Origin of the sequence: Candidatus Amarolinea dominans (genome assembly GCA_016719785.1) — a bacterium.
Classification (GTDB): domain Bacteria; phylum Chloroflexota; class Anaerolineae; order SSC4; family Amarolineaceae; genus Amarolinea; species Amarolinea dominans.
Genome location: JADJYJ010000018.1, coordinates 169,263 through 192,807, shown reverse-complemented (window position 1 = coordinate 192,807; position 23,545 = coordinate 169,263). Strand labels below are relative to the sequence as shown.

Sequence of the window (23,545 nt, the reverse complement as noted above, 5' to 3'; positions counted from 1 at the left end):
GCTCTGCCGCCCCTATGACCGCGCAGCCCGGCTGCGCGACCGCGCAGCCCGGATGCGCGCTTCGGCGGCTTCTTTGGCCTGGCGCAGGCTGACGGTGAAAGGCGGATAACAAATACCCTCTTCGGTCATGATGCCGGTGAGGTAACGATGCGGAGTCACATCGAACGCGAGGTTCAACACGGGTACCTGGGCTGGCGCCACGGCGACGCCGCCGACATGGGTGACTTCGTCGGCCGCCCGCTCCTCGATCGGAATGTGGTCGCCAGAGGGGAGGTTCAGGTCAACCGTGGAGGTGGGAACCACGGAATAGCAGGGAATGCCATTCTCTTGGGCCAGCACGGCCAGGCTGTAGCTGCCCACTTTGTTAGCCACATCGCCATTGGCCGCCACCCGATCGGCGCCGAACAGCACCACATCCACCTTGCCGGTCCGCATCAGGTGCCCGGCGGCATTGTCGGCAATCAGGGTCATGGGGATGCCGTCCTGCATCAGTTCCCAGGCGGTCAGGCGCGCGCCCTGCAGGCGCGGGCGAGTTTCATCTACCCAGACGTGTACTTTTTTGCCCTGTTCGACGGCGGCACGCACGACGCCCAGCGCGGTGCCGTAGTCCACCGCGGCCAGCGAGCCGGTGTTGCAATGGTGCAAAATGTTGGCGCCATCGAGAATGACGGCCGCGCCGAACGCGCCCATACGCCGGTTGATCTCGACATCTTCGTCGGCCAGGCGCTCGGCCGCGGCCAGCAAAGCGCTGCGGAGGTCATCCATGTTTGGCAAAACCAGGTGATACGCGAGGTCGAGCAAGCGTTGGGTGGCCCAACTGAGGTTGACAGCGGTGGGACGGGCCGCATCGAGCACGGTCTTGGCGGCTTGCAGGTCAATCAACAGGCTATCGCGTGTCTGCGCCGGGCTTTGGAGCGCAGCCAGGGCCATGGCATAAGCACCGGCCGCACCGATGGCCGGCGCACCGCGAATCGTCATGTTATGAATCGCCGCGGCCACGGCCCGATAGTCGGCGAATTCGGGCAGTTCCAGCCGGTGCGGGAGCAGGCGCTGGTCAATCATCTGAACGGTGCGGTTATTGCTATTCCACCAAATCGTGCGCATGAAAACTCCGGGTACTCATCGTGCCGCGCGGCGGGCGTCTGCTCGCGGTCAATAAAAAAGCGCCCCTGGCAACGGCCAGCAGGCGCAAAAAGATGCGAGAGCCAACTCTCATCTTTCAGGCGAGCGTAGCCTACACTCCCTGCCGGAATTGGCACCAGCGAAAATCACAGGTTGCCGGAGGTTCAATGGGCCGCTCCCTCCCCTCCTCTGGATGAGTTTCCAGTTCTAAATTGTTACAAGCCGGGCGATAGTAGCACAGGCCATCGCTTTTGTCAAACAGTTATTCGGCAAACTGAGAGAGGGCATGGCGCAGGCGTTCCTCGACGCCGCTGATTTCGCGTGGGATGCGCTGCACCGCGCGCTGTGCTTCGACGACGCTGTAGCCGAGCGCGGTCAGCGCATCAATCACTTCGGCATCCGCGGTGGTCATCGCCAGCAGTTCTTCGGTGGCCGCCACCGTTCCGATGCGATCCCTGAGTGTCATGACGATCTTTTCGGCCGTCCTCTTGCCCACGCCTGGCACGCGCGCCAGGATGCCGGGCTGCTCCTGGCTGACGGCCAGCCGGATTGCCTCTGGGGACATGGCCGACAGGAGCGTGAGCGTGCCTTTCGGCCCGACGCCGGGCACGGTCAGCAGCAGGTGGAACAGATCGAGCGCTTCTTCACTGGCAAGGCCAAACAGGCTGAGGTTGTCTTCGCGCACCTGCAGATGGGTGTGCAGGGTGATTTCCTCGACCGTGCGCGTGCTCACCAGGACATCGGCGGGCACAAACACCTTGTAGCCAATCCCGCCGACGTCCACGATGAGATAGTCTTTGCCACGCGCCACGACTTGTCCACGCAGACGAGCGATCATCTTCTGCCTCCCTGTCCCTGGCGTCCAGCTGGCGCCCCGCGCTGAGGTTGATCCATCGTGCTGCGGTGACTCATTCCAGGCCGGGCTGTTCGCAAAACTTGTAACCGGCCCCGCGCACGGTTAAAATGTGGGTGGGTTTGGAGGCGTTTTCTTCGATCTTCTCGCGCAAGCGCCGAATGCCAACCTCGACCAGGTTAGTGCCGCCCATCACGTCGTAGCCCCATACATCGCGGAACAGCTGCTCTTTGGAGGTCGGCTTGTTGGCCCGCGTCATCAGATAAGACAGTAGTTGATATTCGATCGGCGTCAAGTGGATCGTTTCGCCCTCCACCATGACCTGGTGCAGGCTGGTATTGAGCGTCACGCGGCCAATCCGCAAGATCTGTATGGCCGGTGCTTGTTCGGTCCATTCGACCCGGCGCAGGACGGCCTGGATGCGGGCATCCACTTCCTTGAAGGCGAACGGTTTGGTAATATAATCGTCAGCGCCCAATTCGAAGCCATGCACCACATCGTCCACGCTGCCCAAGGCGGTCAGCATGATGACAGGAATATCGGAACGCCTGCGAATCTCCTCACACGTTCGAAAACCATCCATGCGAGGCATCATGACATCCAGAATGACCAGGTCCACTGGCGTTTTCTCGAACAGTTGGAGCGCCTCCACGCCGTCGGCGGCCGCAAAAACGGTATGGCCGTGGGTCTCGAGCGACAGCCGAATCAGGTTTCGTAAAGGTGCTTCATCTTCGGCCAACAAGATGCGGCAGTGATGTTGAACGTCTGAGGCCGTCTTTGGTGCCATGAAACTCTCCTCCTGGCTGTTTCTAAGCGCGTGCAAGCAACGTATTGAAACGCGCTGAATGATGATGACAAACAGCAATGGCGATAGCGTCGGCGGCGTCATCTGGCCGCGGAATCTCTTCCAGGTTCAACAGCATACGTACCATCTGCTGTACCTGAGCCTTGTCGGCCCTTCCGTAGCCCACGATGGCCTGCTTGACCACCTGGGGCTTGTACTCGAACACCGGGATGTCCGCCTCTGCGGCGGCCAGCAGAACCACTCCGCGCGCCTGTCCCACCGCAATCGCCGTAGTGACATTGCGGCTGAAAAAAAGCTCCTCCACCGCCACGGCTTCCGGGTGAAATTGACTGATGATACCCGATAATTGTTCATAAATCGAACGTAGGCGCACCGGCATGGTGTGCGCGGGTGTAGTCGAAATCACCCCATAAGCCACCATAGTCAACACATCATCGGGATCATCCACCAACCCATAGCCGGTGGATGCCGTGCCAGGATCAACCCCAAGAATCAACAACCCCTGATCTCCACTCTGAGAACAGAGAACAGGGATCAGAGATCAGGTTTCGTGGAAGAAGGGAGTTCTTCCGCTTCTCCGCTTCTCCGCTTCTCCGCTTCTCCGCTTCTCCGCTCTCCGCTTCTCCGCTTCTCCGCTTCTCCGCTTCTCCGCTTCTCCGGTCTCCGGTCTCCGCTCTCCGCTCTCCGATCTCCCCTACTCCTCCTCCATCGCGGCGAGCGCCTCGTCTGTCACTTCCAGGTTGGAGTAGACTTTCGTCACGTCGTCCAACTCCTCCAGGTTTTCCATCAGGTGCATGACCTGCACCGCATCGAACGGCTCGATGGCCAGGGTTGTCTTGGGCACCATGATCAGCTCGAAGACGGTGATGTGCAAATGCTGCTTGGTCAGAGCCTCACGTACCAGTTGCAGATCACCGGGATTGGTGTAGATATCGGCTTCCCCGTCGGCAAACTGAATATCATCGGCGCCGGCTTCCAGGGCGATCTCAAAGAGTTTGTCTTCAGCTAGTTTCTGCGTCTCAATGACGATGTGCCCGCGGGCTTCGAACTGCCAGGCCACGGAGCCGGCCTCGCTCAGGTTGCCATTGGCCCGCGTAAACAGGCGCCGGACATCGCCCACGGTGCGGTTGCGATTGTCAGTGACGATCTGCAGCAGCAGGGCGATGCCGTGCGGCCCGTAACCCTCATAGAGCAGCTCTTCCAGATCGGTATCTTTGTCCGCACCAGAACCCCGCCTGACCGCGCGCTCGATGTTGTCACGGGGCATGGCGTTGGCTTTGGCTTGATCCACCGCCAGCCGCAATTTGAAATTATATTCGGGATCGCCGCCTTCGCGTGCGGCAATGGTGATCTGACGGGCCAATTTGGTGAACAAGGCCCCGCGCTTGGCATCAGCCGCGCCCTTTTTGCGCTTGATGGTTGCCCATTTGCTATGACCGGACATAACACTCCTCTGTGTTTCAAGTCAATCCAACCTGAACGACCCTGTCAATGGACCAGGCTTAGACAAAGTAATTATAGCACAGATTCGATAAACGTTGGATTCAGTAGCATAACCCTGTAGGTCACGGCCGGTTGCGCACGTGTGCTTCGACGGCGCGTATGAAGCCGAGAAAGAGCGGGCGCGGCGCGGTGGGCCGCGACTTGAATTCCGGATGGAACTGGCTGCCCAACATCCAGGGGTGATCGCGCAGCTCGGCAATTTCCACCAGGCGGCCGTCCGGCGAGAGGCCGCTGAAGACCAACCCCGCCTTTTCCAGGATGGCCCGATAGGCGTTGTTGAACTCGAAGCGATGGCGGTGGCGCTCCATCACCATGTCGCTTTGATACGCCTCAGCCGCACGCGTGCCGGGCGCCAGCTTGCACGGATAAATACCCAGGCGCATGGTGCCGCCCAGGTCCTCCACCACGCGCTGGTCAGGCATCAGATCAATCACCGGCACGCGCGTGGTGGGATCGAACTCCACGCTGTTGGGTTCATCGCTATCGAAGATGTGGCGGGCAAACTCGATGCACAACACCTGCATCCCCAGGCACAGGCCCAGATAAGGCACCTTTTGTTCGCGCGCGTAGCGCGCGGCCACAATTTTGCCTTCGATGCCGCGATAGCCAAAGCCGCCGGGCACCACAATGCCATCCACCCTCTGCAGGAGATGCATGCCGCGCCCCTTCTCCAGATCTTCCGAGCTGATCCAGATGATCTCCACGCCGTAGCCCAACGCCCAGGCCGCGTGCAGCAGCGCCTCGCGCACGCTCATGTACGCGTCCTCCAACTGGACATACTTTCCTACCACGCCGATTTTGAGCGCCGGTTTGTCGGCGCGCGCGCGTGCCACCAACGCCCGCCATTCCGCCAGGTGATCGTCCTGCGCGGTTGCCACGGCCGGCGCATAACCGAGCCGGCTGAGCACATAGTGCGCCAACCCGGCCATCTCCAGCTCCAGCGGCACCGCGTAGACAGTGTCTGCTGTGACCAGGGGCACCACCGCTTCGACGTCCACATCGCAGAAGAGGGCGATCTTCTCGCGCAGGCTGTCCTCCACGGGATGATCGGAGCGACAGACAATCACATCAGGCTGGATGCCGATGCTGCGCAGTTCGCGCACGCTGTGCTGGGTCGGCTTCGTTTTCAATTCGCCGGACGCAGCCACGTAGGGCATCCAGGTCACGTGCAAATACAGCGAGTTATCGCGCCCCACCTCTTTGCGCATCTGACGGATAGCTTCCAGGAACGGCAAACCCTCGATGTCGCCCACCGTGCCACCCACTTCGACAATGATTACCTCGGCATTGCTGGCTTTGGCCACCGCGGCAATACGGCGTTTGATCTCATTGGTCACATGCGGAATGACCTGGATGGTGCCGCCCAAGTAATCACCGCGCCGCTCACGTCCGATTACCTCTGCGTAGATCTGGCCTGCCGTCACATTACTTGCGCGGCTCAGGTTCTCATCAATGAAACGTTCGTAATGCCCCAGGTCCAGGTCGGTCTCAGCGCCATCTTCGGTGACGAAAACCTCGCCATGCTGATAGGGCGACATGGTGCCTGGATCCACGTTGAGGTATGGGTCCAGCTTCTGGATCGAAACCGTGACCCCGCGACTCTTGAGTAACCGCCCCAGGGCGGCCGCGGTGACGCCCTTGCCCAGTGAGCTGACGACGCCACCTGTTACAAAAATATAGTTGGTCATGAAGGCTCTCTTGCTCCCCGATTCACTCCCCGACTCAGCCGGTGCTTGCGTGAATCACGCCGGCCGCCGCGGTTGCCGCGGCCAACGTGACGTTGGACTAAACAAAAAAGACACGGAGTATAAAGTCTCCGTGTCCCTGGGCGGCGCTGAAAAAGCGGGCCGCTGCGAATCTGCACCGCTGATTTCACTTGCTAGGTCCTGCGCTGGTTTTGGGCAACAACCGCCTCGCCTGCCGCTCATGCCTGCAAGTATAGCGTAACATGACGAGATGTCAAAAGTGCGGGCACGCAGGCACAGCGCGCCCGGCGCCGTCACCTGGCGAGGATGCCGGTCAAATTTTGCACCCTGGGCAATGTGCGCTAGGATATGGCAACTGTTGTTACCGACTATCCATCACAATCATCTGTAACCTGGAAATGAGCTATCATGCCTCTTACCTGCGTCGCGCTCGACCTGGAGACGACCGGCCTGAACGCTGAACGCGATGCCATCATCGAGATCGGCTGTGTCAAGCTGGAAGACGGTCGCATCACCGACGAATGGTCAACCCTGGTCAATCCGGGACGGCCGATTCCCCTGGGCATCACCCAACTGACCGGCATCAGCAGTGCGGATGTGGCCCAGGCGCCGCCCCTGGCCCTGGTTGGCCCGCCGCTCCTGCGCTTTGTGGGCAATCTGCCCATCGTCGGCCACAACATCGGCTTCGACCTCGGCTTTCTCGCCCAATTCGATCTCTTCCGCCAGAACCTGGCCATTGACACGTTCGACCTGGCCACGGTGCTGCTGCCGCGCCAGGAACGCTACAACCTGACCACGCTGGCTGCGCGTTTCAACATCACCCTGGCCGACGCGCACCGCGCGTTGGACGACGCCCGCGCCAGCCTGCATCTTTTCCTGGCGTTGATCGAGGTCGGCAGCCGCCTGGCGCCCGCTGTGCTGGCCGAGATTCGCCGCCTGACCGCTCACAGCCAGTGGGCCTTGCGCCCCATCTTTCACGAAATGGCAGCCCTTGCCGCCTCCACCGACCCGCGTCGCGCCACCCCCCAGGTCGTTCCCGGCCGCGCGCGCTGGACCGACGCGAGTTACGACGCGGCGCTCCACCCCCGCCGCGTACCCGTGGCGCTGGACGTTGACGCGTTGGCAGATCTCCTGGCGCCAGGCGGCCGGCTCGCCGCCATCTTTCCCGGCTATGAGCATCGCCCGCAGCAGGTTGACATGCTGCGCGGCGTGGCTGACGCGTTCAATAACGCGCACCATCTACTGGTAGAGGCGGGCACCGGCACCGGGAAGTCGTTGGCCTACCTCCTGCCCGCGGCTCAGTACGCCATCCAAAACGACACCCGCGTGGTCGTTTCCACCAACACCATCAACCTGCAGGATCAGCTTGTGGGCAAAGACATCCCCGCGCTGCAACCCCTGTTGGCGACACCCGCGCGCGTGGCCCTGGTCAAAGGGCGCACCAACTATCTGTGCCCGCGGCGCTTCAACTACCTGCGCAGCCGCAGCGACCTCAGCGAGGACGAGGTACACCTGCTGGTCAAGGTGCTCATCTGGCTGCAGCACACCCAGACCGGCGATCGTGACGAGATGATGTTTACCAAGGCGACGGAGCAGCCCGTCTGGTCGCGCGTCTGCGCGGAACGCGATTCATGCAGCACGGCCCAATGCCAGGCGCTGCCCGGCGGCCCCTGCTTCTTCCAGCAGGCGCGCAACCAGGCCGAGAGCGCACATCTCATCGTGGTCAACCACGCCCTGCTCCTGGCCGACATCGCCGTGGAAAACCGGCTGCTGCCAGCCTATGCCCACCTGATCGTGGATGAGGCGCATCACCTGGAGAATGCCATCACGCAGCAGATGGGTTTCCAGGTCACGGCCGCGTCGTTCCTAGCCTTCTTGAATGAGCTTTATCCGGCCGGCGGTGGCCGCGGGGGCGGCTTGCTCAGCACCGTGCGCCAGCAGGTGGCCGGGGTGGCCTTTGGCACACGTAGCCAACTCTGGCTGTGGCTGCAGCGCAGTCAAGATGCAGTGACCACCAGCCGTGAGCGCCTGCCCGATTTCTTGCGCACCCTGCTGGCCTTTGTCGCCGAACAGACGCAGGGCAGCACCGCCTATGACCAGCGCGTGCGCCTGACACCCAGCGCCCGCGTCCAACCGCTGTGGGATCGCGTCGAAATCCAGTGGGACCACCTGGCCGTCGCCTGGCGCCAACTGTGCGAACAGATCGAACATCTGCGCCAGGCGCTTGTCATCCTGGCCCAGGACGACCCCGCCGCTTTCGAGACATCAGCCACCGAATTGGCCGGCGCGGCGCAGCATCTGCGCAATCTGGATGAGCAGGTCTCCGCGCTCGTTTCGCACCCCGACCAGAACGGCATCTACTGGCTGGAACTGGCCGCGGAAAACGAACGCACCGATGCCGATCCGCTCTTCCGTCTTTCCCTGCGCGCGGCGCCGCTCCAGGTGGGCGGGCTGGTGGCGCAACACCTGCTGCGTGACAAGCAGGCGGTCATCATGACCTCAGCCACCCTGCGCACGGCCGGCTCATTTGATTTTCTGGCGGAGCGCCTGCACGCCTGGGATGTGCCGACGCTGGCGGTTGGCTCGCCTTTCGACTATGCGGCCTCCACCCTGCTCTGCTTGCCCACCGACATCCCTGACCCCAATGCCCAGGGCTATCAGACGGCCGTGGAGCGGGCCATTGTGGACATCGGCCGGGCGACCAAGGGGCGCATGCTGGTGCTGTTCACCGCGTACAATCAACTCAAGCGCACGCGCGACGCCATTACCCCGCTCCTGGCCCTGAATGACATCGTGGTGTTCGAGCAAGGCGGCGGCGCCTCGCGGCGTCAGTTGATGGAAAACTTCAAAAACACCGAACGCTCGGTGCTGCTGGGCACGCGCAGCTTCTGGGAAGGGGTGGACATCCCCGGCGAAGCGCTGAGCTGCCTGGTCATCGTGCGGCTGCCCTTTGCCGTGCCCAACGATCCCATCTTTGCCGCGCGCAGCGAAGCCGTCGAAGAGCCGTTTCTCCATTACGCCGTGCCCGATGCCATCCTGCGCTTCAGCCAGGGCTTTGGCCGCCTGATTCGCACCCGGAGCGACCGCGGCGTCTGCGTCATCCTCGACCGCCGCGTGCTCAGCAAACAGTACGGGCAGCAGTTCATCGAATCGCTGCCCACCTGCACCCTGTTCAAAGGCCCGCTCTCCATCCTGCCGGAACAGGCCGCCCGCTGGCTCGCTCCGCCCGCCGACCGGGCGCCGCGCTGAGCACGCCGAATGAATTCGGCTCAACGCAAGCGGCGCAAACGACGCAAACGATTTTCGAGATGACGCTTGCGTCTCTTGCGCCTTTGACGTTTGCCGGGTTATGCTCACCGTCCCGTAAGGACGCCCTGACCTTAACGCCGCCCCCCCACACCCACCGTCCCGTAGGGACGCCCTGACCCCCGCCGATTGAAGAGCCCGCCCCGCGCCCCCCAACCGCCCCTCCCGACCGCCGACCCCCTCGAGCCACCACTATAATGGATGGGAAAAACTAGACAGAAAAATGGTCGGAGTTAAGGTACAATCTCCCTACTCCTACGATGCTTGTCTTCATGCAATGGCCTCCGGTGTCACGGCCAGGAAATCGCGTGTGGAGTATCGCCTGTACTCAGGGTGATCAGGCGTCGCGTACGCCAGGTATTCATGGTCAATAGAACCATTCCATGCGGCAACTACCGTCTTGTTACGCGCAGGATGCGGATGGTGGGGCCGGGGCGGCGCCAGGGGTCGGGCTTCAACTCGATGACCAGGGGCAGTTCGCGCCAAAAGCGTTCGTAGGCCGCGATGACGTCGGCGTAGCGGGCCGGTTCGGCGTAGAAGCGGTCGTAGATATCGCTGCTGCCAACGACGAAGCGGGCGCCGCGCTCGCGGAAGTACTCTGGCGTTGACCTGCCGAGCGTGGGCACCTCCTCCAGTTTGATCGTTGCGCTCCAGAAAAGCCCGGTATACCACTCACTGCCCACGACGGTCTGCGCGGGCACGTGCTCTGCGAACCAGCGAATGGCGAGAATCTGCGTATCGGGCTGCGCGCTTTGGTAGGCGCGGCGCAGCGATGTGAAGAGCGGTTGGCCCAATGTCAGCAGAAGTAGCGCGGCCAGGCTAAGGCTCAGCGCCATGCGCTTCTTACTTCCAGAGCCTGATGGACGCAGATGAATTTCGTGCTCGTTGCTGCGACCTGCCGCCGCCCGCGCCAGCGCGCGGGTCACCGCCTGCACGCCCTGCGCGCTCCACAGCGCCACGACCGGCAGCGCCGGCACCAGCCAGTGATCCCAGCGCAGGTTCGACGCGCCGATGCCCAGCCAGTAGAGCAACGGGAAGGCGAGCAGAATCAGGCTCGCGCCTCGCCCTGCGCTGGACGACCGGCGCGGCGTGACCAGGCCCACGATCGCGAGGAGGATGGCCGGCCAGCCGACTGCGCCGGGCAAAGCGACCGCCACATACCGCCCCCAGTTCTGCAAGCCGGGCAGCCGCTCCGCGCCCGCGTGGCCGCCGCGGTTCTCGAAGAGCAGATTGGGGATGGCGTGCGGCCAGTCGAGAAGGACGTAGGGCGAGGTCAGCGCAAAGGCGACCGCCGCCGCCAACGCAGCCAGGGCGAACGCGCCAAAGTCGAGCTTGCGGCCGCGTCCGCGCTGCGTGAGCCAGGCGACGAGCCAGGCGACGAAAACCACGCCCGTGGTGATTTTGGTGGACGCGGCCAGGCCCGTCGCCGCGCCGGCGATCAGCGCCCAACGGCGTGAGGGATGGTCGGCAAAACGGATGGCGGCGTAGATGCCGAGCGTGACGAAGAAAGCGGCTGGCGCATCACTGCGCGCCCAGGTGGTCCACTCGCGGTGCATGGGGTTGACCGCGAGGCATAGCGCCGCCAGCAGACCCAGGCGATGCCCGCCCAGCCGCTTGCCCAGCAGCCAGACGAGCGCCACCGTGGCCACGGCCCAGGCGATGCTGAGCAGGCGTGCCGTCGCGTAGAACAGGGTGGGGTCGCTGGTCAGCAGAGCCTGCAGCGCGGCCGGCTGGTCGAACTGGCCGGCCGCGTGCCCAGCGACGTAGATCAGGCCGTAGAGCAGCGCCAACGGGTAGATGACGGTGGAGCCGGGATGCCCAAACCAGTGCGGATTGAGATCGCCACCCACCACCATCCGCACCGCCGGGACGATGAAGGCGTTCTCACCATCGCCGGTCAGCACGTAGGGCAGGCCGAACCAGAAACCGTAGACGCGCAGCCCGAACGCCACAATCAACACCGCCCACAGCGCTCCCGCTCGTTGCGCTTGCCTGATCGTGTTCATCTAAGAATTCTCAACAAGTGCGATGACGCTTACCCGGTTTGCCCGATTTGAATAAACGGCAGCAGGGCGTCCTTGAATTCTCCCGGTTTTTCGATCTGCGGTGAATGGCCGCAGTCGGCGAAGACGACTTCGGTGTAGGCGCCGCCGTTGGCCTGATAGGCGTCCAGGACGTGGCGGAGCTGGCTGACCATGGGCTGCGTAGGGTAGACATCGGCACCAGGCCAGCCGGGGACAAAGCCGAGCTGTCCGAGAAAGCCAAAATCGAAGAAGGAGGTATCCGAAACGATTTGATCGTCCGCGCCGCGAATCCAGAGCACGGCCGGCTGGGGGTCAATCGCGGCGAAGTCTCTCAAGTTACAGTAGGCGGGCGAGAAGGCGTTGTTGATACCGCCGGCGCCCGGACCCACGCCAGGCCAATTGGCGGACGGTCGCATGTCGCCGGGATAGAAGTCATCGCCCACCTTGGTGGTGAGCATGGCGTCCACAAAAGCCTCTTCACGAGCGGGCGCGGGGTGAAATGGCGGCTTGAAGTAGAAGGTATTCATCACGTTGCGCGGGCTGTTGGGGCTATCACTGCCGCGGTCGCCGTTGAGCAGGCGCTGGGCAAAGTCCGGATTGGCCGTGCCGCCGCCGGAGCCGGCAAAATCGGCGTAGTCCGGTTCACCGTTGGCGCCCTTGGTGCCACCGAAGCCAAAAGGCGACATGGCGGACACCAGGGTGAGCGAGCGCACCTGGGCCGCATGGTCCACCGCGTACTGCATGGCAATGCCGCCGCCGGCCGACCACCCGATCAGATGGAAGGGGCCAATACCGACTGCTTCGATCAGACTCTGCAGATCGTCTGACCAATCGCGCAGGCCGCGGGTGGCGTCAATGGGGAGAGCTTGGGTGTCGCCATAGCCGCGTTGATCGGGGGCGATGACGTAGGCGCCCTGGCCGGCCAGAACTTGCATGGTCTCCTCCCAGAAACGGGCGGAAGAGACATTGCCGTGCAACAGGACAACCGGCTCAGCGCTGGACTGACCGGCGGTCAACACGTTCATTTCCAGACGCGCAGTCTGGATACGCTGCATCGTGATACCGGGAAGAAGTGGAAAAACAGACATGGCATAGTTCCTTTCATCATAGCTTTCATCATAGCTTTCATCATAGCTAACTGCTAACTGTTATCGCGGTCTATGCGGTCTATAGTGAAAATGGCTGTCGCGCACCGCAGGCGCCTATTTTACCACAGCGCAGACGTATCTCCATAAGTATTTCCATAGGTCAGGAATTCCAAATGCACCCGGAATCGAGGCTTCAGCCGGTCTGCCACAGGATTCTCAAGTGCCCAATAACCGGCTAAAGCCCAATGGCACTAAGATTTGGTGGGTTCCCGTAGTTGCTCAAGCAGGGTTTGGCGAGCATCGGTTCGGGAGCCCTTTAGGGCAGGATAGACGGCTGGACGACGCCGTACGGCGCGCGGCTCGATGCGAAAGCGTTTTCGCGGCGGCAGCTGCGCTTGGCCAGGCGATCGAGCAGGCGCTGGAACAGCTTTTTGACCTGCCTGGCCGATTTGGGGGCCTGCCAAGTGAGCCAGAAGTTGCATATGCGGCGCCAGCAGCGCGTGAAGCTCAAGGCCAGCGGTGAAAGTCCGGCGCCCTGGGCAGCTTTGGCCATGTAGCCTCGGATAAGGTTGTAGGCCAAGAGACCGGCGGTCAATTCTTTGCGAACGATATCCGGCGATTGGCCGGTCAGCAAGCCCATGTCCAGTGTATCTTTAACATAGCGGATATCCAGTTCGACGTGCCAGCGGAGACCATACAGTTCGACCAGTTGGGCAATGGTGTAACGGCTGGCATCCAGGAGCGTGGTGAAGAGGTACAGGTCTACCGGGCGAAAACCCGGCCGCTCCACCCGCACATAGATCAGCCGACCGGCAATCGGCTCCGCGGACATCTCGGGCTGTAATTGATCATTTTTTGTCGGTTGCCAGGACACAGCCAAATCTTCACCCGCGTGCAACTTGCGCTTGCCTAAGGCGTGTGCCCGCCTGCGGGTCAAGCGCAAGAGCACATCTACGCCATAGTGCCGCGCCGCTTGGGCGACACTGAACACGCCAAAATTGCGGTCGCCGACGTAGACACTGCCCGTCACGGCTTGTGCCAGCAACTTGACGGCGAGCGCCTGTTCACTGGTGTACAGTGCGCCGTCCACGACGCCCAGGAGCGCCCCGCTGAACGGGCAGAACGCCACCACGGTTTGCATAATGGCCCAAAACGTCTCGCCATGCTGGTTCTTATGGCGGCCATAGTGCGCCACCAATTCGGGTTCCGGCTCCAGCAGGAAGGTCGTCCCATCGAACAGGGCCACCGGATGGCCGAGCCAGAGGCCATTGGCGCCTAACGCCTGCCGCACCGTGTGGGCCGTGTGGCCTAACGCACCTTCTAACACCGCCAGGGGCAAGCGTTGCCGGCCTTGGCTGTAGGCCGAAGTGCTTTCCGACCGCAAGCGTTGCGACAGCGGCTCGGCGTGCCGCTGGTCCAGGCGGTCGACGGCGCCCGTGCCGACGTAACTCACCACCGCATCCAGGCTGTGGTCGGCGTTGAGGCGCTGATAAATCATGCACCACGTCAGAATCAACGGCGTGAAGATGCGCTCATAGAACCGTTTCTTGGTGGCCTGGACCAGGTCACGGAGCACTTGAACCGGCAGGAGTTCCTGAAATACCGGCAACAGTTCCGCCGAACTCGGTCGGCGGGCGGATTGAGCGAGAGCAGCCATGGACGCCTCCTTTCCTAAAACCCAAGCCCAGGAAGCATACCCGCTTTCGCTCGAAAACACCAGACGCCGACTTGGCTCTCAGGTGTGAAATCTTAGTGCCATTGGGCTAAAGCCTTCATTCCCAGGAATTCCAAATGCACCCGGAATCGAGGCTTCAGCCGGTCTGCCACAGGATTCTCAAGTGCCCAATAACCGGCTAAAGCCTTCATTCCCAGGAATTCCAAATGCACCCGGAATCGAGGCTTCAGCCGGTCTGCCACAGGGTTCTCAAGTGCCCAATAACCGGCTAAAGCCTTCATTCCAGATGTCTTCAGCGACCACGTTTGGAATTCCTGCTGGCGAACGCCATCAGCAGTTCCAAATGTAGCCATCCATGTGACTGGCCAGCGCCAGGCCGTCCTGGTGGGCGCGACGCGTCCCGTAGGGACACCTGACCTTAGCCATCATCGCACGAGCCGTATCCGTCCCGTAGGGACGGTTGAATCCATCCCCCGCGGTCGTGGTATAGATTGCGCTCGGGGCGGCCTCATTCAATCGTCCCTACGGGACGACGGGTGTGGGGGGGCATCGCTCGCTCAAGTCAAGGCGTCCCTACGGGACGACGGGTGTGGGGGCATCGCTCGCTCAAGTCAAGGCGTCCCTACGGGACGACGGGTGTGGGGGGGCATCGCTCGCTCAAGTCAAGGCGTCCCTACGGGACGACGGGTGTGGGGGGGCATCGCTCGCTCAAGTCAAGGCGTCCCTACGGGACGACGGGTGTGGGGGGGCATCGCTCGCTCAAGTCAAGGTGCCCCTACGGGGCGCCGCAGTTCCAAATGTAGCCATCCATGTGACTGGCCAGCGCCAGGCCGTCCTGGTGGGCGCGACGCGTCCCGTAGGGACACCTGACCTTAGCCATCCATCATCGCACGAGCCGTATCCGTCCCGTAGGGACGGTTGAATCCATCCCTTGCGGTCGTGGTATAGATTGCGCTCGGGGCGGCCTCATTCAATCGTCCCTACGGGACGACGGGTGTGGGGGGGCATCGCTCGCTCAAGTCAAGGTGCCCCTACGGGGCGCCGCATTTCCAAATGTAGCTTTCCAACGCCCACAATCCCTCTTGCTGCCCACCTATCTCGGGGATTTTGGGCCAAAACCGCCCGAACGAGGAGCGCAGGCCCATTTACGGGCAGCCATTCCGTTCACATTTGGAATTGCTGCTGGCGAACGACAGGCATTGACACCGGTAGCAACGTATGCTATGATAGGCTCAGATGTTTGACTGGGATCACGGGATGATTCAAGTCAGATGTCATGGTCTATCATGTGTTTCATTTATTTCATCTATTTCAATGATGTCATGGCTGGATGATCAGCGCGAGAGAGCACCTGGGCAAATCACCCAGGTCGCCGAAGGGGCACCCTGACCAGAAATACCGGGTCTGGCGGGCAATCTCTCAGGCAAAAAGATCGCGTTAGGACAGCACTCTGGAGAGCCGATGGCAGGGTCAGGCTGGCCGTGCCGTCGCACCGACGGGGCAATTTCCCGCACACGCGGCGAAAATCTCTCAGGTGCCAAGGACAGAGGGAATCGGGTATGTATCGCACGCGATACCTGCCCGATTCCCTTTTCTGTTTGGAGTTGGCGTCAGGCGGAAAAGCACAGGATCTGTAACCGAAACCGACGGACCAAGTAAAGAACACGTTGTCTTCAGGGAGGGATGAGGAGGGACAGGATGAATCGAACGTTTTTGTACGATGTTCACGTGGCCCTGGGCGGGCGCATGGTGGATTTTGCCGGCTGGGAATTACCGGTGCAATACCCCACCGGCCCGTTGGAGGAGCACAAGCGCGTGCGTGAGGCGGCGGGTCTGTTCGACATTGACCACATGGGACAGGTCGTCGTGGCCGGACCAGACGCGCTCAGCTTCCTGCAGAAAATCCAGGTCAACGACATCAGCACGATGGCGATCAACGATGCTCGCTACAGCCTGATGTGCTATGCCGACGGCAGCGTCATTGATGACATTTTTCTCTACCGTGTGGCGGGCGCAAGCTGGTGGGTCATTGTCAATGCGTCCAACCGCAAGAAGGATGTGGAATGGATGCAGACGCAAGCGGTGGGCATGAACGTCAGCGTAACCGACATTTCGGATGACACCTACATGCTGGCCCTGCAAGGCCCCCAGGCGCAGGCGATCCTCCAAAGATTGACCGACCTCGACCTGGCGACCGTCAAGTTCCACACCTGCGCGCAGGTCACGGTCGCGGGCGTCGTGACCCTTCTGGGCGCCACCGGCTACACGGGCGAGTACGGCTACGAGTTGTTCTTCCCTGCGGCGCAGGCGGTGGCCCTGTGGAACGCCATCCTGGAGGCAGGCAAGCCGGAAGGCATCTTGCCCTGTGGCCTGGCCGCGCGCGATTCGCTGCGCTTCGAGCCATGCCTGCCGCTCTACGGGCATGAGATTCACGCCCGCGTGGATCCGATCAGCGCGCGCTTGAGCTGGGCGGTCAGTTTCAAGAAGGGCGACTTCAGCGGCCGCGAAGCCCTGCTCAAGATCAAGCTGGAAGGCCCGGCGCAGCGCCTGGTGGGCTTCGAAATGGTGGAGCGCGGCGTGCCCCGCGCCGAGTACCCGGTGGCGATCGCCGGCCAGGTGGTGGGCGTTGTCACTACTGGCATGAAATCGCCGACCACGGACCGCTTCGTGGGGCTGGCCTATGTGCCGGCCGCGAGCGCGGCGGTGGGCAGTCAGATTGACATTGTCATTCGGGACACGCCCAAGAAAGCAACCGTAGTGAAGACGCCGTTCTACGTGGCGGCCTATCGCCGCTGAGCCGCGGCGCAAACCGCCGGCTCTTGCTCGACAGCATGATCTGCCTGTTGTTTCTGTCTATCTATTCCTGTTCTATCTGTTTTTTTGCTAAAGGAGATTACCATGAGCTACAAATTCGATCCCGCCGCCCGCTATGCCAAGTCTGATGAATGGGTGCGCCTGGACGGCGACACCGCCGTGATCGGCATCAGCGACTATGCCCAGAATGCCCTGTCCGATGTGGTGTACATCGAGCTGCCGGGCGTGGGTACGCACTACGCGCAGGGGCAGCAGTGCGCCACGGTCGAATCGGTCAAGGCCGCGTCTGACATCTACGCGCCGCTGGGCGGCACGGTCATCGCGGTCAACAGTGCGCTGGAAGATACGCCGGAGAAGGTCAATGAGGACCCGTTTGGCGAAGCCTGGCTCTTCAAGATGAAGCCAGACAACACCGCTGAGCTGGAGAATCTGATGACACCGGCTGCGTACGCCGCCTACTGCACGACGCGCGAACATTAGACGGCAAAGGAGCCAACAGCGATGAACTTTAGCCCTGGCTATGTGCCCAACACGGACGCGGACCGCCAGCAGATGCTGGCGACCATTGGCGTGGCGTCGGTGGATGATCTGTTTCACGACGTGCCGGCCGACTTTCGCTTTCCGCGCCTGAATTTGCCGGAACCGGTCAGCGAGTACGAAATTTTGCAGGAACTGCAGGCGCTCAGCAGCGAGGATGCCGACGCCGATACCGCGCCCTGCTTCCTGGGCGCTGGTGCGTATCACCACTTCGTCCCCTCCATTGTGGACGCCATCATCAGCCGCAGCGAATTCTACACGGCCTATACCCCCTATCAGCCAGAAGTAAGCCAGGGCACGCTGCAGGCCATCTTCGAGTATCAGAGCATGATCTGCGCGCTGACCGGCATGGATGTGTCGAACGCCAGCCACTACGACGGCGCCACCGCCGTGGCCGAAGCGGTCATCATGGCCCTCAACATTGGCCGCCTGAAGCGCAAGACGGTGCTCTTCTCGCGCGACGTCAACCCGCAGTACCGCGCCGTGGCCCAGACCTACACGCAAGGCATGGAGGTCAGCTTCAGCGGTTTTGCACCGGGGATTGACCTGGACGCGCTGGAGGCGCTGATTGATCATTCGTCGGCTGCCGTCATCGTGCAGAATCCCGACTTCCTGGGGCGGTTGACCAGCCCGGCCCGCCTGCGACAACTGGCCGACGCGGCGCACGCCGGTGGCGCGGTGCTCATCGTCGTAGCCGATCCGATCAGCCTGGGCATGTTCAAGGCGCCGGGCAGCTACGACGCTGACATTGTCTGTGGCGAAGGGCAATCGCTGGGCAACCCACTCAACTTCGGCGGCCCCTACCTGGGCTTTTTTGCCTGCAAGAGCGATCATGTACGGCGCAGCGCCGGTCGCATCATCGGCGAAACGGTTGATGTAGACGGCGAGCGCGGCTTCGTGTTGACCCTGAGCACGCGTGAGCAGCATATTCGCCGCGATAAAGCCACATCCAACATCTGCACCAACCAGGGCCTGGTGGCGCTCTCGGCGGCCGTCTACATGTCGGCGCTGGGCAAGCATGGCCTGCGCCGGGTGGCTGAACTGTGCTATCACAAGGCGCATTACGCCGCACAGCAGATCGCCGCGCAGACCGGCTTCGAGGTCTGGCAGGACAAACCGTTCTTCCAGGAATTCATCGTGCGCTCCGCGCTGCCGGTGGCAGCAGTCAACCGTTACCTGTTCGATGAATACGGCATCATCGGTGGCTATGACCTGAGCCAGGATTATCCCGAACTAGGCAACGCCATGCTGCTGTGCGTGACCGAGACGCTGAGCAAGCGCGATATTGACGCCCTGGTGGCGGCCCTGGCCGAGATCGAGGACGCGGGCGCCGCACAGGCCGCGCCAATCCCCCAAGATGATACCCTGCCCGAACTCGACGTGGAGAGCGAGCAAATGGATGTCGTCATAGAGGCGATGGAGGTGACCCAATGAACAGCCCAACCAACATCCCCAGCGCAGGCAGCGCCGCGACGCGCAGCGAGCCGTTGATTTTCGACCTCAGTTCTCCCGGCCGCATGGGCGCCAGCCTGCCCGCGCTGGATGTGCCGGAAGCGCCCTTGCCGCAAGATTTTCTGCGCACGGCCGCCGAACTGCCGTTGCCCGAAGTGGCCGAGATTGATGTCATGCGCCATTTCGTGCGCCTGTCCCAGAAGAACCACAGCATTGACACCGGCTTCTACCCGCTCGGCTCCTGCACGATGAAGTACAACCCCAAGGTGAATGAGAAAGCCGCACGCCTGCCCGGCTTCACCAACCTGCACCCCCTGCTGCCGGCTGAAAGCGCGCAAGGGGCCATGCAACTGATGTACGAACTGCAGGTCTACCTGGCTGAGATCAGCGGCTTCGCGGCCGTTAGTTTGCAGCCGGCGGCCGGCGCGCAGGGCGAGCTGAGCGGCGTGCTGATGATGCGCAATTACCTGTACGACCAGGGTGAGACCCAGCGCACGAAAATCCTGGTGCCAGACTCTGCGCATGGCACCAACCCGGCCTCGACGACGATGGCCGGGCTGCAGGTTGTTGAAATTCCGAGCGATGCACGAGGCAACGTGGACCTGGCTGCGCTCAAGACCCAACTGGACCAGATCGGCCGTGAAGTCGTTGGCCTGATGTTGACCAATCCAAACACCCTGGGGTTGTTCGATGAGAATGTGCTCGAGGTGATTCGCCTGGTGCAAGAGGCGGGCGGCCTGGTCTACGGCGATGGCGCCAACTTCAACGCCATCCTGGGGATCACCAAGCCGGGCGAGCTTGGTTTCGATGTGATGCACTTCAACCTGCACAAGACCTTCACCACACCGCATGGCGGCGGCGGGCCAGGCTCGGGGCCGGTGGGGTGCAGCGAGGCGCTGGCGCCCTATCTGCCAGGCCCGGTGGCGGCAATACGACCACGCGCTGACGTCGAAGAGATGGTGGACCTGGTGTGGCACATGCCGCAGTTCAGCATCGGGCGCATCAAGAGCTTCCATGGCAACTTTGGCATGCTGGTGCGCGCCTATACCTACATTCGCATGTTGGGTGAAGAGGGCCTGCGCGCCGTCAGTCAAAACGCGGTCCTCAACGCCAACTACATGCAGGCGCGACTCAAGGGCGCCTACCCCATTCCGCATGGCGACCGCACCTGCATGCACGAGTTTGTGGCCCAGGGCATTCTGGAAGAGGCGCCCACGATTCACACGATGGACATTGCCAAGCGCCTGATGGATTTTGGCTATCATCCGCCCACGGTCTACTTCCCGCTGATCGTGCGCGAGGCGCTGATGATCGAGCCGACCGAAACCGAAAGCCGCGAGACGCTCGATGGTTTCGTGGACACCCTGCTGCAGATCAAGCAGGAGGCGATCGCCAATCCGCAGCTTCTCAAAGAGGCGCCGCACACGACCCCGGTCGGTCGCCTGGACGAAGTGCGCGCCGCCCGCGATCTCAAGCTGTGCGCCACCGCGGCGGCGGAGGGGTAGGGGGAAGATCAGAGAAGAGGCGGAGAGGCGGAGAAGGGGAGAAGGGGAGAGGCGGAGAAGGGGAGAAGGGGAGAACGAGAGAAGGGGAGAAGGGGAGAACGAGAGAAGGGGAGAAGGGGAGAACGAGAGAAGGGGAGAAGGGGAGAAGGGGAGAGGCGGAGAAGGGGAAGAACTCCCTTCTTCCACGAAACCCAATCTCTGATCTCGAATCTCTAATCTCTGATCTCTAATCCCCAATCTCTGCCAGAACATCCTCCAAAGTCAACGAACGGGCCGCGTGTGCAGGCAGCATCTCTGTAGAGAGGGCGCTGCGCTGCACGGCGGCCTTGCGTTTGGTTTCGGCGCTGGCGTCCGGATGGCGCATGACCAGCGTCAGCCAGGCCACGGCTTGCGCGGGATCACGCGGCGCGGCGATGTTGACGGCCGCTTCGCTGATGACGAGCAGTGCGAGATCGCCCAGTTGCCCGTTCAGCGCAATCTGTAAGGCGCGGTGGTAGGTCTGCCGCGCCGCCGCGCTGCCGCCCTGGCGCACGAGGGCCAGGGCCAGGTTGCGCAGCGCCATGACGTTGAGATAAGTGTAACCGTTTTCCGTGCATAGCGACTCGCTCTCGTGCAGGAGCTGTTCGGCTTCAGCGTAGGCGCCGGCCAGGCACAGGGCGCCTCCCAGGGTGTTCATCGTGTGTACCAACATGCTGGGGTCACCGACCTCGCGTGCCACGGCTAATCCCTCGCGCAGATGGATCAGGGCCTGGGTCGGGTTCCCCATCACGCTGCACACCTCGCCCAGGTTCCCCAGCACCCCAGCCATGCCCCAGTGATCGCCAGCCTCGCGGTAGAGCGCCAGGCTGCTTTCAAAGTGAGGCAGGGCGGCGGCGTAATCACCCTTGCCATACGCCACGGCGCCGAGAAACAGATGGGGATAGGCCAGGTCGGTGCGCACACCCACACGCTGAAAGAGCGCCATGCCCTCCTCGATCAACCGCTGCGCCTCATCGTAGCGCGCCAGGCGAAAACCAAGCCAGCCCTGGCGAATGAGCAGCCCGGCCAGCAGCCGTGCGAGCTGCGGTTGCGCCGCCTGCGCTGCCTCGCTCAACGCCAGCCAGGCTTCCTGTACGCGTGTGCTCGCCTCGCGGAAGGCGGCGTGTCCTTCCTGAAAAGGGCCGCGCAGGTCATAGAAAACCATCAGGCTTTCCATCGCCTGGCGTAGCACGCGGCTATCCACCTCTTGTGTACCCCATTGCCAGGCGCGGCGAATCTCCGCGGCCACCGCGCTCACCTCGACCAACGCCGCCTGTCCGTCTTTGCCCTTGAGCCGCGACTCGCGCTCGTGCAGGAACGCGGCAAAATAGGCCGCGTGCCGCGCCAGGGTGGTAGCCTGCAGATCGGGCCAGTTGCCCAGTTTGTCCGCGGCATACTGATGCACCACCGGGTGTAGCTCATAGCGTCCGTCGGGCAGATGACGCAGCAGCGACTTGTTGACCAGGTTCGCCAGGGGTTTCACCTCCGCCAGCAGGCCGCGTGCGGCCGGCGCGTCGAAACTGCCGGCGAAGACGCTCGCCTGCGCCAGTGTGACCTGTTCCTCCGGGGTCAGGAAGTTCCAGGCGTGTTCGAAAACGGCGCGCAGGCTGCGATGGCGGGGCGGAGCATCTGGCCAGGTGGCGGCCAGGAAGTCGCTGGTGCGGCCGAGTTGTTCGGCAATTTCTGTACAGGACAATGCGGGCGCCTGCGCGGCCGCCAGTTCCAAGCCGAGCGGCATGCCGGCCAGCAGGCGACAGATCTGCACAATGGCCCGATAATCGGCGGCCGTGGGCGCAAAATACCGATGCTGGCGTTGCGCACATGCAACGAAGAGGGCCACGGCGTCAAAAGACAGCGGATCAACGGCTGTGTCGGTCGTTGGAAAGGCCAGCCCATCGAGATGAAAGAGCCGCTCGTCACGCAGGCCCAAGCGCGTGCGCGAGGTGATCAGAAGTTTGACGGCCGGCGCCTGTTGCATGATGTCCACCAAGAGGCTGGCGGCGGGCAGAAGATGTTCGAAGTTGTCGAGTACGAGCAGCAGCTCGCGGTTGCGCAGAAGGTCGAGCAACTGCTGAGACTGATCGTTGCCGCCGACATTCGGCGCCTGCAAGGCTTCGAGCAGCGTTGCCGGCAGGTGATGAGGGTGCGTGATGGCGGCCAGATTCACCAGACAGGCGCCGTTGATGAAATCGCCCTGCTGCAGCGCGCAGTGGGTCAGTGCCAGCGCCAGTCGCGTCTTGCCGATGCCGCCTGGCCCGATAATCGTCAGCAGGCGGCAGGCGGGATCGGCCAGGCGGGCGGCCAGGTCATCCAGTTCAGCCTGGCGTCCCACCAAGGGAGCGGACACGGCGGGTAGGGACGGCAAGGCGCCGATGGCGCGGATGCGTTCATACAACGCTGTCACTTCGGCGGACGGCTCGACCCCCAGCTCGGCGGCGAGGGTGCGACGGCAGATTTGGTATTGAGCCAGGGCGGCCGAACGCTGACCGCTGCGCGCCAGCAGGAGCATGAGCTGGCTGTGGGCCTCTTCGCGCCAGGAGTCGAGCGCCAGCAGGCGGCGCAGGCACTCGATGCCGGCCAGGTATTCTCGCCGCTGCGCATAGTGCGCGGCCAGGGTGTGCAAGGCCTGCCAGGCCTGTTCGCGCAGGCGTTCACGTTGCCAGGTCAGCCATTCATCGAAATCGGGCGCATCGCGCACATGAAAGCCTTCGAGAAAATCACCGCGGTAGAGGGTGACGGCCTGCCGCAAATGCTGCACACGCGCCGCGGCATCAGGCGCGGTTGCGGCCAGGCGCAGATTCTCCTCGAAAGCCTGCACGTCGAGCCAAAACGGCTGCGTATGGTCGAAGGTAACCGACTCACGGGTGGTGAGGACATGAACCGGCAAGAGGTGACGCAGGTTGACCAGAAGCTGGCGCAGATTGCTCTTGGCATCTGTGTCGGACATCTCGCCCCAAAACATCTCCGCCAGACGCTCGCGCGCCAGGGCGCGGTCGCTGAGTATCAGGTACACCAACAGAGCGGGCACCTTGCTGGTGATGAAACCGGTTAGTGGCGTGTTGTCGAGGGTGAATTCGAGCTTACCGAGGAGCGCAATGCGAAGTTCCGTTTTCATTCTCCAACCTGAGAATCAGACA

The 23,545-nt window shown here is 62.5% G+C and carries 16 protein-coding genes and 2 riboswitches; of the genes, 5 read left to right on the top strand and 11 right to left on the bottom strand.

Translation table 11 applies throughout. The features are described from left to right. Positions 1-12: 12 nt before the first annotated feature. From mtnA to IPM84_18590, 6 genes are all read right to left on the bottom strand, one after another. Complete coding sequence (mtnA, locus tag IPM84_18615; GenBank protein ID MBK9094741.1) at positions 13-1,104, bottom strand: S-methyl-5-thioribose-1-phosphate isomerase; 1,092 nt, start codon at positions 1,102-1,104, stop codon at positions 13-15. A gap of 105 nt (positions 1,105-1,209) precedes the next feature. Beyond that, a riboswitch (SAM riboswitch) is annotated at positions 1,210-1,322 on the bottom strand. 62 nt (positions 1,323-1,384) lie between these two features. Next, positions 1,385-1,960, bottom strand: coding sequence for a Holliday junction branch migration protein RuvA (gene ruvA / locus IPM84_18610; protein MBK9094740.1), 576 nt, complete (start codon positions 1,958-1,960; stop codon positions 1,385-1,387). Positions 1,961-2,030: 70 nt separating this feature from the next. Then, positions 2,031-2,762, bottom strand: coding sequence for a response regulator transcription factor (locus tag IPM84_18605; protein ID MBK9094739.1), 732 nt, complete (start codon positions 2,760-2,762; stop codon positions 2,031-2,033). A 22-nt stretch (positions 2,763-2,784) separates the two neighbouring features. After that, positions 2,785-3,279: a crossover junction endodeoxyribonuclease RuvC gene (ruvC, locus tag IPM84_18600; protein MBK9094738.1), complete on the bottom strand. Its 495-nt coding sequence runs from the start codon at positions 3,277-3,279 to the stop codon at positions 2,785-2,787. A 195-nt stretch (positions 3,280-3,474) separates the two neighbouring features. Then, positions 3,475-4,224, bottom strand: coding sequence for a YebC/PmpR family DNA-binding transcriptional regulator (locus IPM84_18595; GenBank protein ID MBK9094737.1), 750 nt, complete (start codon positions 4,222-4,224; stop codon positions 3,475-3,477). Between the two features lie 121 nt (positions 4,225-4,345). Continuing rightward, a complete protein-coding gene (locus IPM84_18590; GenBank protein ID MBK9094736.1) occupies positions 4,346-5,971 on the bottom strand; it encodes a CTP synthase in 1,626 nt (541 codons plus the stop codon). A 426-nt stretch (positions 5,972-6,397) separates the two neighbouring features. On the opposite strand from IPM84_18590, the gene IPM84_18585 reads away from it, so the two are divergent. Further along, positions 6,398-9,238, top strand: a complete 2,841-nt coding sequence (locus tag IPM84_18585) for a DEAD/DEAH box helicase family protein (GenBank protein ID MBK9094735.1) — start codon at positions 6,398-6,400, stop codon at positions 9,236-9,238. A 449-nt stretch (positions 9,239-9,687) separates the two neighbouring features. Here IPM84_18585 and IPM84_18580 read toward each other — a convergent pair whose 3' ends face one another. From IPM84_18580 to IPM84_18565, 4 genes are all read right to left on the bottom strand, one after another. After that, a complete protein-coding gene (locus IPM84_18580; protein MBK9094734.1) occupies positions 9,688-11,301 on the bottom strand; it encodes a glycosyltransferase family 39 protein in 1,614 nt (537 codons plus the stop codon). A gap of 29 nt (positions 11,302-11,330) precedes the next feature. Next, entirely contained in the window at positions 11,331-12,407 is a 1,077-nt protein-coding gene (locus IPM84_18575; protein ID MBK9094733.1) for an alpha/beta hydrolase, read from the bottom strand. A gap of 316 nt (positions 12,408-12,723) precedes the next feature. Continuing rightward, the gene (locus IPM84_18570; protein ID MBK9094732.1) at positions 12,724-14,064 is read right to left on the bottom strand and encodes an IS4 family transposase; all 1,341 of its coding nucleotides are present in this window, start codon (positions 14,062-14,064) and stop codon (positions 12,724-12,726) included. Between the two features lie 92 nt (positions 14,065-14,156). Next, positions 14,157-14,435, bottom strand: a complete 279-nt coding sequence (locus tag IPM84_18565; protein ID MBK9094731.1) for a hypothetical protein — start codon at positions 14,433-14,435, stop codon at positions 14,157-14,159. Positions 14,436-15,412: 977 nt separating this feature from the next. Continuing rightward, positions 15,413-15,527, top strand: a riboswitch (glycine riboswitch). 238 nt (positions 15,528-15,765) lie between these two features. Between IPM84_18565 and gcvT the strand changes: the two genes are divergently transcribed. The 4 genes from gcvT (at position 15,766) to gcvPB (ending at position 20,390) form a co-directional block, all read left to right on the top strand. Then, positions 15,766-16,878: a glycine cleavage system aminomethyltransferase GcvT gene (gene gcvT / locus IPM84_18560; protein ID MBK9094730.1), complete on the top strand. Its 1,113-nt coding sequence runs from the start codon at positions 15,766-15,768 to the stop codon at positions 16,876-16,878. 102 nt (positions 16,879-16,980) lie between these two features. Continuing rightward, on the top strand, positions 16,981-17,376 hold the full coding sequence (gcvH, locus tag IPM84_18555) for a glycine cleavage system protein GcvH (GenBank protein ID MBK9094729.1): 396 nt from the start codon (positions 16,981-16,983) through the stop codon (positions 17,374-17,376). 21 nt (positions 17,377-17,397) lie between these two features. Further along, positions 17,398-18,867 carry an aminomethyl-transferring glycine dehydrogenase subunit GcvPA gene (gcvPA, locus tag IPM84_18550; GenBank protein ID MBK9094728.1) on the top strand — a complete coding sequence of 490 codons (1,470 nt, stop codon included), beginning with the start codon at positions 17,398-17,400 and terminating at the stop codon, positions 18,865-18,867. Beyond that, complete coding sequence (gene gcvPB, locus IPM84_18545; GenBank protein ID MBK9094727.1) at positions 18,864-20,390, top strand: aminomethyl-transferring glycine dehydrogenase subunit GcvPB; 1,527 nt, start codon at positions 18,864-18,866, stop codon at positions 20,388-20,390. Before gcvPA ends, gcvPB begins: the two co-directional genes overlap by 4 nt. A gap of 226 nt (positions 20,391-20,616) precedes the next feature. On the opposite strand, the gene IPM84_18540 is transcribed toward gcvPB, so the two are convergent. Next, positions 20,617-23,523: a tetratricopeptide repeat protein gene (locus IPM84_18540; GenBank protein ID MBK9094726.1), complete on the bottom strand. Its 2,907-nt coding sequence runs from the start codon at positions 23,521-23,523 to the stop codon at positions 20,617-20,619. Positions 23,524-23,545: the final 22 nt, after the last annotated feature.